Source organism: Thalassospira lucentensis (assembly GCF_050516545.1).
Taxonomy (GTDB): domain Bacteria; phylum Pseudomonadota; class Alphaproteobacteria; order Rhodospirillales; family Thalassospiraceae; genus Thalassospira; species Thalassospira lucentensis_C.
The window spans coordinates 3103017-3117116 of record NZ_CP191544.1 but is presented as its reverse complement, the minus strand read 5'-3'; the positions used below and the strand labels follow the sequence as shown (position 1 = coordinate 3117116).

General features: G+C 51.2%; 12 protein-coding genes. 5 read left to right on the top strand and 7 right to left on the bottom strand.

Annotation, left to right across the window (positions count from 1 at the left end; genetic code table 11):
• Positions 1–49 precede the first annotated feature (49 nt).
• Together atzF and ACQ0MK_RS14180 are read left to right on the top strand one after the other, a co-directional pair.
• Complete coding sequence (atzF, locus tag ACQ0MK_RS14185; RefSeq protein WP_430473176.1) at positions 50–1825, top strand: allophanate hydrolase; 1776 nt, start codon at positions 50–52, stop codon at positions 1823–1825.
• A gap of 145 nt (positions 1826–1970) precedes the next feature.
• Positions 1971–2711, top strand: coding sequence for a thioesterase II family protein (locus tag ACQ0MK_RS14180; protein WP_430473175.1), 741 nt, complete (start codon positions 1971–1973; stop codon positions 2709–2711).
• A gap of 3 nt (positions 2712–2714) precedes the next feature.
• Here the strand turns inward: ACQ0MK_RS14180 and ACQ0MK_RS14175 are convergent, their stop codons facing one another.
• The 3 genes from ACQ0MK_RS14175 to ACQ0MK_RS14165 form a co-directional block, all read right to left on the bottom strand.
• Positions 2715–4355: a cyclic peptide export ABC transporter gene (locus ACQ0MK_RS14175; RefSeq protein ID WP_430473174.1), complete on the bottom strand. Its 1641-nt coding sequence runs from the start codon at positions 4353–4355 to the stop codon at positions 2715–2717.
• Position 4356: 1 nt separating this feature from the next.
• Positions 4357–6006, bottom strand: a complete 1650-nt coding sequence (locus ACQ0MK_RS14170; protein WP_430473173.1) for a cyclic peptide export ABC transporter — start codon at positions 6004–6006, stop codon at positions 4357–4359.
• A gap of 103 nt (positions 6007–6109) precedes the next feature.
• Complete coding sequence (locus ACQ0MK_RS14165) at positions 6110–7183, bottom strand: pyridoxal-phosphate dependent enzyme (RefSeq protein WP_430473172.1); 1074 nt, start codon at positions 7181–7183, stop codon at positions 6110–6112.
• Between the two features lie 231 nt (positions 7184–7414).
• Between ACQ0MK_RS14165 and ACQ0MK_RS14160 the strand changes: the two genes are divergently transcribed.
• Positions 7415–8692, top strand: a complete 1278-nt coding sequence (locus ACQ0MK_RS14160) for a TAXI family TRAP transporter solute-binding subunit (RefSeq protein ID WP_430473171.1) — start codon at positions 7415–7417, stop codon at positions 8690–8692.
• Here ACQ0MK_RS14160 and ACQ0MK_RS14155 read toward each other — a convergent pair.
• From ACQ0MK_RS14155 to ACQ0MK_RS14140, 4 genes are read right to left on the bottom strand one after another with little or no spacing between them, the layout of a single operon-like run.
• Positions 8680–9345, bottom strand: a complete 666-nt coding sequence (locus ACQ0MK_RS14155; protein ID WP_430473170.1) for a hypothetical protein — start codon at positions 9343–9345, stop codon at positions 8680–8682. The two genes, ACQ0MK_RS14160 and ACQ0MK_RS14155, sit on opposite strands and share 13 nt — an antisense overlap.
• The gene (locus ACQ0MK_RS14150; protein WP_430473169.1) at positions 9342–10358 is read right to left on the bottom strand and encodes an ABC transporter substrate-binding protein; all 1017 of its coding nucleotides are present in this window, start codon (positions 10356–10358) and stop codon (positions 9342–9344) included. The genes ACQ0MK_RS14155 and ACQ0MK_RS14150 overlap by 4 nt, the downstream gene beginning before the upstream one ends.
• Positions 10355–12370: an MFS transporter gene (locus ACQ0MK_RS14145; RefSeq protein ID WP_430473168.1), complete on the bottom strand. Its 2016-nt coding sequence runs from the start codon at positions 12368–12370 to the stop codon at positions 10355–10357. Before ACQ0MK_RS14145 ends, ACQ0MK_RS14150 begins: the two co-directional genes overlap by 4 nt.
• Entirely contained in the window at positions 12367–13137 is a 771-nt protein-coding gene (locus ACQ0MK_RS14140; RefSeq protein WP_430473167.1) for a hypothetical protein, read from the bottom strand. Before ACQ0MK_RS14140 ends, ACQ0MK_RS14145 begins: the two co-directional genes overlap by 4 nt.
• A 190-nt stretch (positions 13138–13327) precedes the next feature.
• On the opposite strand from ACQ0MK_RS14140, the gene ACQ0MK_RS14135 reads away from it, so the two are divergent.
• Together ACQ0MK_RS14135 and ACQ0MK_RS14130 are read left to right on the top strand one after the other, a co-directional pair.
• Positions 13328–13834: a YcjF family protein gene (locus ACQ0MK_RS14135; RefSeq protein ID WP_350162286.1), complete on the top strand. Its 507-nt coding sequence runs from the start codon at positions 13328–13330 to the stop codon at positions 13832–13834.
• A gap of 41 nt (positions 13835–13875) precedes the next feature.
• Positions 13876–14073 carry a hypothetical protein gene (locus ACQ0MK_RS14130; protein WP_350048620.1) on the top strand — a complete coding sequence of 66 codons (198 nt, stop codon included), beginning with the start codon at positions 13876–13878 and terminating at the stop codon, positions 14071–14073.
• Positions 14074–14100 lie beyond the last annotated feature (27 nt).

Genomic DNA, 14100 nt, shown 5'->3' with positions numbered 1-14100 from the left:
TTTTATCCGCCTTGAAAATTACAACAACGCCACAGACGGAACACCGAAAATGATTGCTGATCTTCCTTTCACACTTGTCGCCTTGCGGCAGGCATACACATCTGGTGTGAGTCCAGAACAGGTCATCGTAGAAGCGTTTCGCAGGCTTGATGCCACCAACGATCCGGGCATTTTCATCCATGCGGCGCGCGAAGCAGCGATTGCCGCCGCCAAGGAACTTGGTGCCTATGATGGCAGGCCTTTGTGGGGGGTGCCATTTGTTGCCAAGGACAATATTGATGTGCTGGACATGCCGACAACGGCGGCCTGTCCTGATTTTGCCTACGACGCAACGGGTGATGCCTTTGTCATCGCGAAGCTTCGTGAGGCGGGCGCGATTTGTTTGGGCAAAGCCAATCTGGATCAGTTCGCAACCGGTCTTGTCGGGGTGCGAAGCCCGTATCCGGTTCCCAAAAACGCCATTGATCCGGCAATTGTACCGGGCGGGTCATCGTCGGGCTCCGCTGTTGCTGTGGCGCATGGTATTGCGACATTTTCACTTGGCACTGATACAGCTGGATCGGGGCGTGTACCTGCGGCACTCAACAGTCTTGTCGGCCTGAAACCGACCTTGGGCGCATTGTCGGCAAGCGGTGTGGTACCGGCATGTCGTACCCTTGATACGATTTCGATCTTTGCACTGGGCGTATCTGATGCGTGGGAAGTATTTGAAGTTGCCGCCCAATATGATGGGGCGGATGCCTATGCGCGCAAGTTCCCCAAATCGGGCGGTCTTGGCGCGGTCCAGCCAATGCGCATTGCCGTTCCCGATGCCAAAACGCTTGAAACATTTGATGACAAGGTTCAGCGCGACCACTTCCATCAAGATGTGAAAAAGCTTTCTTTGCTGGGATGCGAAGTCACCGAGATCGATTTCACGCGGTTCTATAATGTCGCCAAGATGCTTTATGAAGGTGCCTGGGTGGCTGAACGGGTCGCGGCCGTTGGTGAATGGTTGACCGCAAAGCCCGAAACCCTGCACCCGACGACACGCGCCATTCTGGAGCCGGGTTTGAAATTGTCGGCGGTGGATGCGTTTAACGGCATTTATCGTCTGAAAGAACTTGCACGCGAATGCGAAGAAGCCCTTGTTGGCATTGACGCTATCTGTGTGCCGACCATCCCGCATTTTGTTTCGGTTGATGACATTACAGCCGATCCAATCGGGCCGAATTCACGGTTGGGAACCTATACCAATTTCGTCAATTTGCTTGATATGTGCGGTATCGCAGTGCCGACAGGTCCGCGCCAAGATGGCCGTCCAGGCAGTCTGACCATTCTGGCGCGCATGGGCGAAGATGCCATGGTTGCTTCATTGGCAATGGCGATGGAAAGCGGTGATGTGGGCGCGACCGGTTGGGAACGCATCAAACCAGATCTGCCGGATCCGACCATTGGCGAAGATGAAATCGGGATGGTTGTTTGTGGTGCGCATATGTCCGGCTTGCCGCTAAACGGTGAACTGACCGATCGGGGAGCCCGTTTAATTCGCAAAACCAAAACCGCAGCAAAATATAATTTCTACGCCTTGGCCGGGAGGCCGCCAAAACGACCGGGGATGGTTGCCGTGGCCGAAGGTGGCGGGGCGATTGACGTTGAGGTCTGGGCCTTGCCAAAATCGGAAGTCGGCGGGTTCCTTGCCGGTATTCCATCGCCGCTTTGTCTTGGCTCGGTCGAGCTTGAAGACGGTATGATGGAAAAGGGCTTCCTGTGCGAAGGGGCTGGCTTGGTGGGCGCGACCGAGATTACAAAACTTGGCAGCTGGCGGGCCTTTATCGCCAAGTAGTCCGCTGTTATTCAGCTCCATCCAAGACGCATTTGCTGCGCGTCAAAACGGTATGTGATGCCAATTGGTCGAAATATTTCTTCATTCATTGCGACAGGATGGTAACAAGTAAGGCAGGTTTGCACAGGACAGGAACGAGGCATCAATGGAGAGCAGCAAGTGGTTCGTGACTGTATCGGGTCAGGTGCCAGCACGGATGCGATTGTTCTGTTTTCCATTTGCCGGAGGCGGTGCATCATTTTACCGATCCTGGCGTGCTTCACTGCCTGATGATGTTGAATTGGTATTGGTGTGTTTGCCGGGCCGGGAGCAACGGTTCGGCGAAACATTGATTGATACAATCGATGTGATGGTTGCTGAAATCAGCAATGCGATCCTGCCTTTGACCGATAAGCCCTATGCGTTTTTTGGCTATTCCATGGGGGCGATCATTTCCCATCATCTGGCCTGTCAGATTGTTTCAGAAGGGGCGCTGGGGCCTGAACATCTTTTCCTAGCGGCAAGGCGCAGCCCGGATTGTGCAATGACGCGTACGCCATTACACAATTTATCGTCGGCGGCGTTTTGGCAGGAAGTTGCCAAATATGGCGGTACGCCAACCGAAATTCTTGAGAACGCGGAATATCGCGATCTGTTTGAAGGGCCGCTTCGTTTCGACTTCAAGCTTTCTGAAACGGCCGTGTCGGATGAATTGCCGAAACTGTCTTGCCCGATTACGGTTTTTGGCGGGGTGGATGATACAAGCCCGGTGCCAGAACAGCTTGATGGTTGGCGTGATGCGACCACCGGCCATTTTGCAAAGCATGTTTATTCTGGCGGTCATTTCTTCATCACCGATCACGGGGATGCGGTAACAAGTGTGATCGCACGCGTGCTTGAAGATTAAGCCTTATTCGCGGGCTGCATCAAACACGCCATCTTGAACATGATAGATACGATCAGCAAGATGGAACCATCTGTCATCATGGGTGACACAGATCAGAATCTTGCCTTGTTTGCGCAGGGACGGCAGCAATTTTTCGTAAAAGACCGATCGGAAATGCGGGTCCTGATCCGCTGCCCATTCATCAAGAACAAGAACCGGCTTTTCTTCAAGCAGGGCGGTAATCAGGGCTAATCGTTTGCGCTGTCCCTGTGATAGGGAAATGGTCGAAAATGTGTTGCCCTCAAGGGTAACCTTATCGGCAATTTCCATCTGTGTAAGCAATTCCGTGACCTTATCCGCATCAATCGGATCAATCCCGTAAAGCTCGTCGAACAAATGATATCCCGACAGGACCGAGGCAAACTGATCGCGATATTCCTGAAGCTGATCGACGCGCAATGAAGTGCCATTGACCAGAATTTCACCGTCATCAATGGCACGGAGGCCGGTCAAAAGCGAAATCATCGTCGATTTCCCTGCCCCGTTGCCACCGGTGATGAAGACGATCTCGCCACGTTTGAAGCTGGCATTCAAGGGACCAACAGAAAACCCACCCGTCGGTCCGGGATAGGTGAAACGCACATCTTTAAGGACAATCTCGGTAATGGCACCAAGCGGGGTTTTGTTCTCATTTATGGTGTGGGTTTTTGCTTCTTGGTCCTGTTGTTTGCCAAGCGCTTCTCCAAGTTCTTCTTGCAGGCCAATAACCTTTGCCAGCGCTGCTTCCGTTTCATTAAAACTTGGCAGGGTCATGATGGTTGATCCGATCGGACCAAACAGGAACAGGGTTGCTGTTGTGACCTGTACTGCGACGTCATGATAGTCGGATGTGAAAATAGGTACGATGAAGACCATCGCAGCCATCATCACGTAAAAGGCAAGCTGCACGGCCGATGTTTCGCGGCTCCATTGCTGTTTGATTTCGGCCTTGGTGTCGCGGGTCCGCAAGGATTGTTCGTGAAGTCGCGAGATCAAGGTATCGCGGCGAAGATTGTTCATCTTCACTTCCTTGAAGCCATTCAACAGATCACTTAATCCACCAAACAGTTTTCCTTCATCCTCGGCGGCGTCGCGAATGGCAACATTAACCCGTTTAATACGATAAAGATGAATACCGATGGCCAAGGCAGCAAGCACTGCAATCAAGGCTAGGGCAAACAGCGACAGCCACGCAAGATAGAGACTGACAAACAAGATCAAAACCAATTGCTGGACGCCATTCATCAGCATCGGCAATGTGTTTGAAATCGTCTGCATTTCCTGGGTCATCGCACTTTGGATGGGCCCTTGGCCGACAGCATCAAGTGTCTCGGGCGAGGATGTGCGGACCTTGTCAAACAGCGACAGGCGGAATTGGTGCAGGATGTTTTCGACTTCTGCGGAAACAAGGGTATCTGCCTTGTGCTGAGACCAGATGAACCCGATCAGCGACAAACACATCAAAGCCAACAAGCGGAGGCTGATAGCGCCTTCTTCGGCCTGATCGGATGCCATATTTACAATGACCAGAACCATGGTCGTAGACACGGCTGACATGGTCAGAAGGGCAATAACAGTCCGCATACTGATCTTGGCGCGGGTGCGAAGGATTTTAAATAACAACATGTTAAATCCTCCCGCGTGGATCATTAAGGTCAAGCTCGGTCAGCTTGCCTGTTTCAAGATGCATCCGGCGATCCGCGATATCAAAATAATGGTCGTCATGGGTAACGGCGATGATTGTTATCCCGCGCTGTTTTAGTTCCGGCAGAATTTCACGGTAAAACTTCTTGCGGAAATAAGGGTCCTGATCAGCCGCCCATTCATCAAGAACAATGATCGGCCGTTTTTCGAGGATTGCTGTGATGAGAGCAAGGCGTTTGCGTTGACCTGCAGACAGGTCAATGGTGACAAACTGCCCGTCGCGAATGCCCGTCACATGGGATAATTCAAACCGTTCGATCCAGTATTGCTCATCTTCGTCCAAGATTTCAGCCGCACCGGAAAGGTCTTCAAACAAATGAGAGTCGGAAAACACGGTCGCGATCAGATTGCGATAGGCAAAGAGGCTTTGCGGCCCAAGCTGAGTTCCATTGATCCTGATCTTGCCGGAAGTCGGGCGGTAAAGCCCGGTGAGCAACTTGATCAGGGTCGATTTTCCAGCACCATTTCCACCCGTGATGAATAAAAGGTCTCCGCGTTTGACTGTGAGGTCAATCGGACCAAGGGCAAATCCATGGCGTGCGTCGCGGTTAGGGTAGGTAAAGAAAACATCATCAAAGCTGACCTGATCAAAATTCTCGCTCAGCGTCATGCCATCTTCGGCAATGGGTTCACGGATAGCTTCAAGGTCATTTGAAAGCTGGATCATGCGCCCTGCCGATTGTTCGGCCATCCCGAGAACGGACATTGATTGGACAATAATGCTGATTGGCCCAATCATGAAAAGTACCGCGGTGCTGATTTTTGCGACATCCGTATCAATGCTGTCGGAATAAACCGGTACGATAAAAACGATAATCGCCAGAAGGATATAAAAGGCAGAAATACCCATGATCATTTGGCGAGAGATCATGGCTTGGGCGGATTTGCCGATTTCGGCCTTGTTCGCGGATGCCTTGTCAAACGCAATTGCGAAAGTATCGCTGCGTTTCGACCACATACGGACTTCTTTGATACCGGCAAACAGATCGGAAATTTTACCAAACAGGGTTGTTTCAACCTGATGGAGTTTACCAAACCACTCGGTCAGGGTTTTATTCATCCGCAAATAGATGGCAATGCCGGTCCCGACGACGATCACAATAATAAAAAAGGCCAACATTGAGAGCCAGAAGACATAGGCCATAACCGCAACCAGCAACAACAGGCTTCTAAACGCCATCCCGATCATGTGGGAATGTTGCGAGATGCTTTGAGAGCTTTGAGTAATGCTGTCAAAAAGCCGTGTCTGGCCGAAAACTTCAAGTTGGGCAAAATCGGCATCAGCGATTTGTGAAAGCAGTTTCTTGCGGACCCGATCAATACCGGCTTCGATCTGACGGGCGATGCGGCCGATCAAAAATACCTCGGCGAGAAAATAGACGACGGCAATCAAGATAAAGCCAGATGCCAACAGCCAGTTGACCTTATCAACACCATTGTCGGCGATTTCCTCGGCGGCCATGTTCACGATGCCAAGAAGTGCTGCGCTGCCGACACCGGAAAGGATACCGGCAACGACAAGTTTCGCGACAAGCTTGTTATCATCTAAGGATAACAATTCCAGCAACTTCATTGATTTACCGGTCCCCAAAAAACCATCCCGACATTGTTGCGCACAACTGTATCATGGCGAGATGAACTGTCCAGCAGGGGGCGCAATAATGATACGTTATCCATCAAAGATATTCGTCCGGGATTGCGCCTTCGCTATTGATGACCAGCAGGCGACTGGTCGGGGTGATCCCGAATTTTTGGCGTAATGCCGGGTTTTCGGCGACATGCCATAGGCCAGAAATGCCAGATATTCCGGTATCCCAGGTATCAAGTGCCGGGTCTGCGCCAACGCCCGATGTCAGTCTGTCTTGCACGCGCTGTGCAATTGCATCGTCAATGACGATATTGCCCACTGAGACTTCCCGAAGAATTTCAAATGCAGACAGACTGGGGCAACCACAAGACAGTCCAACCATGCGGGTCAGCAATTTTCCCGGCACACGGGTCAATGTATTGCGATCAATGCTCGATTTGACGCAGGCGGCACTTTCGGGTTCGACCGTGTAAACTTTTGGCTTCATCCGCGTTTCATGCCACATGCCAATCGCACAGCCCGCGGCCATGCCGCCAACGCCGCATTGTAAAAACATGCTGTCAATTTCAGCATTTTGTTCGTGAAGTTGACGGGCGCATTCAACGCCAAGAACAGCGTATCCGGCCATGATGTCACGGGTGACGTCCTGATCACCTTTGTAATCTGTGTCGGTAATCAACAATGCATCCGGGGCGGTTGCGGCATTACTGGCCGCAATCACCGCATCATCATAGGTGCCGTTGACATAAACCAGTTCAGCACCATTGTCTTGAATGCGCCGCATCCGGGCCGGATCAACGTCGCCGCCGACAAATATCCTTGCCCGGCAATTGAACTTTTCAGCAGCCCAAGCGGTCGCAAGACCATGATTGCCATCGGTCGCGGCAATTGCGACATAGTTTCGGCATTCAAGACTGCCGGGTTCAAGCCCAAGTTTAAGAAGCTGTTGTTTCAAGCCATATGGCGCACCAAGCGCCTTGACACCGCCAAGGCCAAACCGTTTGCTCTCATCTTTGATCCAGACCGCGCCAACACCAAGTTCTGCCGCAAGCCCCGGGCATGGGAGCAAGGGACTTTGACAATAGTCTGGCCATGAGGAGATAATTTCTAATGCCTGATATATCTCGTCACGTTCTGGTGCAAAGGCATTCAAGGGTGTCACAGAATGTTCCTAGGTGTTTGGACCCTATGGCGAAGTATAGGCAAGTTTGATCATATTCTTGGTTATGATAAGCCTATCATGAATCGTCAAACATAATTTGTGCGAAAGTGCGGGGTAAATGTCTGAGAAACTTGGAACATGCTCCTCATTATTTGTTTGGGTAGTGCTATATTGATGCTCGACGGTTGGTGGTGGAATCCAGTAGACTGAAGATCGTTGCGCATATTGTTTGTGGTGAATTGTACCTTGTGGTTCCTGTCTTCTGATTTTGCACAGAAAACAAAGTGGTTGATCGCATCTCTGTGTTTTGGATGCGGGGTAAGCTTTGGTGCTGCTGCACAAGTTGCTGCTTCGTCGCCAGAAGCGCAAACTTTTGACGTCGACCAGTACAATACCGATGACATAACACCGCCGAAGCCCAATCCTGATTTGTACGATGGGTTGATCTATAAGCCCGACGCCGTTCCGTTGTCTCAGTATCGTCGAAAATTTCGCGATCCTGACAGTCTTATTGCACTTTCCAATACGACCGAGATCATGGGCGATGGAAAGCATGAACGGTCCTTCTATGCCGCGATTTATAGCGGGAGTACGAACGGTGTTTATTTTCAGGTTGCGGCAAAAATCTGCGATATGATGCGCAAGTCTTATGCCCGTCATCATGTTCATTGTGTCCCACTGCGATCACAAGGGGTGGGAAGCAATATTCAGCTGATGAAAGAAGGCCGGGTTCAGTTGACGATTGTTCAGTCGAACAATAACTGGGAAGCGGAAGCGGGTATCAATCCAATCCCCGGTGCACGGTCGGTCATGTCACTGCATGACGAGATGGGACTTTTGGTTGTGCGTCAGGATTCAGACATCAACAGCATTGCGGATTTGCACGGCAAACGGATCAATATCGGACCAGAAGGATCCGCTTCGCGTGAATTGTGGCTGGAAATTCTGGGGCAATACGGAATCAAGCTTGAAGACCTGGAAACGGTTTACACGGTTGCACAGGACTATAACCGACTTGGTATTTGCGAAGATTACATTGATGCATTCGGTCTGTGGATCGGGCACCCGGCATCCATTATCGAAGAAAGTATTACCTGTGATGCGCGGGTTATAGGCATGGGCGGGCCTTTGACCCAGAAGCTGGTTGACGCCAACCAGTATTTCTTTAATCAGGTTTTGCCAGCACGGACATATAGTGGACAAAACGAAGCCATCAGTTCATATGGCTTCAAGGCGTCCCTTCTGGCCTATGAACCAGCCGATCCATATGTCGTCTACTGGATCACACGTATCATCCATGAAAATATCGAAAATTTGAAAACCGAGTTCCCGACATTCAGCAGCGTTGTTGCAGATGATCTGCAAGACAAAGGCAACTTTTTGCCCTTCCACAAGGGAGCAGCCTGTTATTGGGAAACCGATCTGCATGCCTGTGACTGGCAGCAATACTATGATCAGCGTGACAGCGTTTCGCAGGCCGGGAAACCAGACTACACCTATATGCAGTGACGCAGTATCCAGCCGATTTCAGGCACGCTTTGCGACGTGATTTTTCGGAACGTCACGCCAATATATCCAGAATTCAAAAAATCATGACACCGGGTAAAATCTGTTGCCGGGCACCAGTCGGTAATCTTGTCGTGGGTGATGGTTGTTAATGCCTTGTCGAGGTCCAGACGCATCAAAAACCGTTTTGCACCGTATTTATCTATCAGGCCGCGAATGGTCATCCCGACAGAAAGGATGTTGATCAGGCTCGCAAAATTTCCAGGGGCAACAGTGGTGAGTGCGATCTTGCGGCCGGATGCCCGGGCCTGTTGCAGGCGATGAAGTGTCAGTTTTTGTTGCCAGTGTTGTCCGCGACAATCTTTGCGTATAGCGACACCATCGATATGGGCGACTTCTGCCAATAAGTCGGTTGGCAAATTATGGTCGGTTCCAAAATTTGGATCATCTGGTCGCGGAAGCCCCAATACGCCATAGGCAACGAGGGTATCTTGGTCAAAAATGCCAAATATCTGGCCGCAATCAGACATATGATCTTTGAAAAAGGCGTCCGTCTCGGCCGCGACAAGTGCCGGATCGATGTCGACAATTACGTCATGATGCAACGCAATTACCGCAGGAAGATGGATTTCGACAAGACGGATGATCTTCGTCATTCGATGATTTCAGCATAATCAAGAAGTGAAAGCGGTGGATAAAGTGCCAGTTTGCGCGCTGACGAGAGTCTGATCAGATAGGAAAACCGATCAAGTGTCTCAATGGGAATGTTGGCCGGTGATACGCCATTGATCAGGATGTCTTCGACCTTGTTTGCAGCAAGCCGACCAACCAGCTCATAGCGGCTGACAAGGCCAAGCATCGCATGTCCGTCGCGGACTTCAAGCTCGGTGGCGGTGAAGGCGGCAAGCCCGTTGGCAAAGCCGGCATCTGTCAGGGCGTCACGATGCGTTCCAATGAAATTGTCCGGACCGATATAGAGAATATCTGTCCCGCGTTTGGCAAGGTCAGAAACAGCCGGGGCGATATCATCAGCAGATGGCACTTCATTGTTCTGGCCAAGCGGGGCAGTCAGAACGTCAAACCCCATCTCAGCCCCAAGGGCGGTTAAATCCTCGATATTGGAGGCCGAGTTGTCTTCTGAACTGTTATAGACAACACCCAGTTTCGTCATTGGGCGATAGGCACGGATGGCCTGTATTTGTGCGGCCAGTGGTGCGATATGGGTCGCACCCGTAACGTTGGGGCGTGATTGTCCTGCTGGTGCCGCGATACCGGTTTTCCACGGCGATGAAACCATGACAAAAACCACAGGAAGTTCGGTAATGTTCTTGTCGGGATCGACTTGGTCATGTTTACCGGCAACGGTCGCGGTAATGCCTGTTCCCCACGTATAGACCAGATCCGGCGGGTTTTTGCGGATGGAGTCCAGAATGCCAGGGATGCGGCCAAGGTCACGTTCGGTGTCGTAGATTTGCAGATTTACAGCAATGTCACGTTCCTTGAAATAGGCGCGAAAGCCTTCTTCAACACGGGTTTCACCACGCCACAGGATCATTGCAATATTCAGTGGTTTGGCCTTGGTTTCCTGTGCCCAGCCCGATTGCATGGTCAGGGGCGTGATCACCAGCGCGACAACAAGGATGTAAAATGCTTTGAACAGATGGTTCATGATACAACCTTCTGAATGGCGGGTTTTCTATCGGGATTGGGGGTGACATGCCCGATAAAGATTTCAAAGAAAATCACCGAAATAGCGGCAAAAACCCCAAAGCACAAAATGGCATTGCTGTTCCCGATCCAAAGGCTTAGCCCTGCTGCAAGCAATGGCCCTAATGCACCGCCAAGCCGTTCAGCCAACCTTAGAACAGCCAACACCGGGCCTGTTCCGTGGTCACGTGTGAAATCGGAACTGATTTTCAAGCTGGCGGACACTTGCGCTGGAATAGAGGTCGCTTGCGCAAGGCCAAGCATGGCAACCGCGCAGGCAAAGACGGCGTATTGCGGCATGAAACCTGCCAGTAACAACCCAATTGCGGTTAAAGCACCGCCAATCCCGACCGCCCGTGTTTCATTTTGTTTGCGGTCTGTCCATCGCGCAGCACCCCAGCCGGTTAAAAGCGCTACAAGGCCATACAGCATAATGACACGACCGGTTTCGGCCATCGTCGCACCCGATTGGAACAATATCATTGGCGTCAGGTAATAGAGGAATCCGCTTAAGATCATTTTGGCAGGAACGGCAGCAAACAGGACCAGAACCTGTAATTGGCGATTGGCTACCATTGCCTTGAAAGCTTTGCGGGTCGGGATTGGCGGTGGCGTTTTCCCGCGCACCATGTTGTCCATTAAGAAGAAGGCAAGTGCAACCGCAAGGCAGGCGACTGTGGCACCCGTAAGGAACGTAATGTTCTCGCCAAAATGCCCGGCAAAAATACCGCCAACGGCTGGTCCGCAGATGTCAGCAAGCATAATGCCGCTGACCATCATCGCCGTGCCCTGGGTCCGGTTTTTGTCGGTGGTTGCATCAAGAACATAGGACTGACAGGCAACAAAGGTTGTGGCATAGCCGATCCCCGATAGTGCGCGCCACAGCATCAAATCCCAAAGGCCGGTAGCAAAGGCCGTCCCAAACAGCCCGATGGTCGCAAGGAGCGCACCGGCAAGGTACATGCGCAAGGAACCAACACGTTCCTGAAACAGGCTGCAAAGTGGCATTGCGATCGCGACCATCAGCAAATGGACGGCCATGACAATGCCTGCGCCAAGTTGACCATCAACGCTTGATGCCGTGATTTGGCTAAAGAAAGTCGGCATGACGGGGCGCGCCAGTTCTTCGGCCAGAACAAACATGAACGCAAGCAAACGCACACCGATCAATTTGACTTCGCGTTCACGGCGGGGCTTGATCCCGGCCTTGTGCGCGGTCCGGCTAATCACGGTGTTAATATGTTCCATGAAGCTGCCGATTTCATCTCGCGTTGATTGACCATGCAGGATTGTGAATTTCCGCTCCCGAACATTGGTTAAAACCCGTGTTGCGACCCGGATTGGTAATGCCACATTGACGGTCAGAACCAGAAGAACCAGTTCGAAAGACAGGGCAAGCGTGATGATGAAAATGATTGCGATATCAAACAGATTATCCGTGACCGGACGCATCAAAGCAGCACGGTCATGTCCAACGACAATCGCTAAATCATCGACGACATTGCTATCGTTATCATGAGCAACAGCAACACGGGTGACGATATCAGGTTGTGTATCCTCATGCGTCGCACGCTCAAGTGCCTGACCAATGGCATCGGTTGTAAGTCCGCCGCCATACAAAACGTTTTGACCATGAACAATGGCGGCAAAGCGTAAATCAGGATCACCATCCTGTAATTGGTCAACGACCGTCGAAAACCCGACAATCCCGTCCAGCGGGATGCCCAGTCGCAGGGCATGTTCAAGCTTTTCGGCCAAAGTTCTGGCTTCGATTTCGGCCTTTTGGCGGATCTCTGATTGCAAGTCCGCACGTGCAAGGTCGGCTGCGCGCCAGGAAATTCCGATCAAGGCTGCACATAAGGCAAAGGTGCTAAACAGCAGCAAAATCCATATTGCCCCTTTGGGCAGGATCCGACGGGCAGTGGGCTTGATTGGATTGCTGTTGGGTGATGTTGACGGTAATGGTTCGGTCATTTGGATTTCTCCGAAGAATCATCACCGTTTGTCAATGGGGCGTTGTGTGGCAGTTGATCACGAAGTTCACGGTAAAGCGCAATCAATTCCATCTCGCTTTGTGTCAAAGCATCTTTGTCATGACGGGTACCTGTGCCTTTTTGCCCAGAAAGGGCGCGCTCTATATCTTCGTGAAGTTCGGAAAAAACGCGGTGGCGGCGACGCATCAAGATGAAAAGAAGTCCCAACACAGGAATAATGGCAAGCATCCCGGTAGCGGCCGATTTCCACATTTCGGTATATGCTCCGTCCAATTTTCGGAAATAGTCGGTGCTGTCAGCGGTGACCGTTAGAATGCCCGCACATTGCCCAAGGCTATCGCGCAATGTTGTCCCGGTGACGACACCCTGTTTGCCGAAATTGGTCCAGCTTGATCCCGTGTGGTTCTCAAGGGAAGCTGCGGTAATTGCATTTTCTTCTGGTGTTTTGGAAGATTGGGCAATTGATGCGCCCTGACAGTTGGCAACCGTGATACGGGTGATTTCCAATGACATGCCAAGGCGACGGTCAAGGATCGCATCAAGGTTTTCCATGTTTTCCAAACGAAGCCCAAGATCAATTCCGGCAAGAAGATCCTGCGTGGTTTCGTTACTGATGACATTGATCCGTTGAGTCAACAGCGTACGCAATGTCTGTTCGAAACGCAGATAATTAAGCATGGTGGTCATGCTGAGCGCGGCTGCAAGCACCAGAAACAACGCTACACCGATCTTTACTGTCAGACTCAAATTCGTTGCTCCAGCGATCAATCAGAATGACGATCAAAAATCATGGATAGTGGGTGGATCAAATGATCGCTTCTTGTCTATCGTCGGTTGCGAGAGATCAAGGGTCAAGTGCGCATAACCCCCTGAATCGATTTGCAGTGTGAAAATTTAGCGTTTATGCTTTGCCAATCTAACAAAACCGGGGAGCGATATGGGGAATTCACGTTTGGAGCGTCTAAAACGCAACAAGCAGAATCGGCTGGGACGCGGCATTGTAAGACGTAATACAATGTGGGCAGCTGGTACTGGCTTGATTCCGATTCCCGTTCTCGATTCGGCAGCCATCGTCGCGGTGCAGCTAAAGATGCTGGCCGAGTTGAGCAGCCTGTATCAAGTGGATTTCCAGAAAAACAGTGGGCAGGCCGTCATTGCGACGATGATGACCAGTCTTTCCGGAAGTGTTTTGGGAAAATCGTTTTTGGCGACGGGGATTTTTTCGGGGCTTGCCAAAGTAATCCCCGTGGTTGGCTCAACTTTGAGTATTCTGACCATGCCGGGTTTCAATGCTGCGTTTACCTATGCGCTGGGCCGGGTATTTCTGAAGCATTATGCGATCGGCGGGACTTTGCAGGACTTTGATCCGGAAAAGGCAGAACCGTACTTTAAAGAAAAGTTCAAAGAAGGTTTCAAGGTCGCTCAGGGTGCCAAGGCGGCCTGATTGATCAGACAGGGCAAACTCAAGGCTGCGGAATTCAAGCTATGCATTTGATGATTATTATACTTTATCTCCTTGCTGCGGTCGTTTGCGGTCTTTTGGGGCGCAAGACGTCCTTTGGCTTCTTGGGGCATTTCATCCTGGCGATTGTTATCACGCCGATTGGTGATTTTCTGGTGCAGATCGTTGCCCGGCCATCACGGGACGTGCGCGAGAAAATCAAGGATTTGGATGAATATTGACGTGCAATCGACTTTTCACAAAGACGC

What these genes read in the sequence shown, in the direction of transcription:
- ACQ0MK_RS14175 (WP_430473174.1), bottom strand. Translation starts at nt 4,355, where the DNA reads ATGTTGTTATTTAAAATCCTTCGCACCCGCGCCAAGATCAGTATGCGG.
- ACQ0MK_RS14135 (WP_350162286.1), top strand. Translation starts at nt 13,328, where the DNA reads ATGGGGAATTCACGTTTGGAGCGTCTAAAACGCAACAAGCAGAATCGG.
- ACQ0MK_RS14155 (WP_430473170.1), bottom strand. Translation starts at nt 9,345, where the DNA reads ATGACGAAGATCATCCGTCTTGTCGAAATCCATCTTCCTGCGGTAATT.
- ACQ0MK_RS14150 (WP_430473169.1), bottom strand. Translation starts at nt 10,358, where the DNA reads ATGAACCATCTGTTCAAAGCATTTTACATCCTTGTTGTCGCGCTGGTG.
- ACQ0MK_RS14170 (WP_430473173.1), bottom strand. Translation starts at nt 6,006, where the DNA reads ATGAAGTTGCTGGAATTGTTATCCTTAGATGATAACAAGCTTGTCGCG.
- ACQ0MK_RS14130 (WP_350048620.1), top strand. Translation starts at nt 13,876, where the DNA reads ATGCATTTGATGATTATTATACTTTATCTCCTTGCTGCGGTCGTTTGC.
- ACQ0MK_RS14180 (WP_430473175.1), top strand. Translation starts at nt 1,971, where the DNA reads ATGGAGAGCAGCAAGTGGTTCGTGACTGTATCGGGTCAGGTGCCAGCA.
- atzF (WP_430473176.1), top strand. Translation starts at nt 50, where the DNA reads ATGATTGCTGATCTTCCTTTCACACTTGTCGCCTTGCGGCAGGCATAC.
- ACQ0MK_RS14145 (WP_430473168.1), bottom strand. Translation starts at nt 12,370, where the DNA reads ATGACCGAACCATTACCGTCAACATCACCCAACAGCAATCCAATCAAG.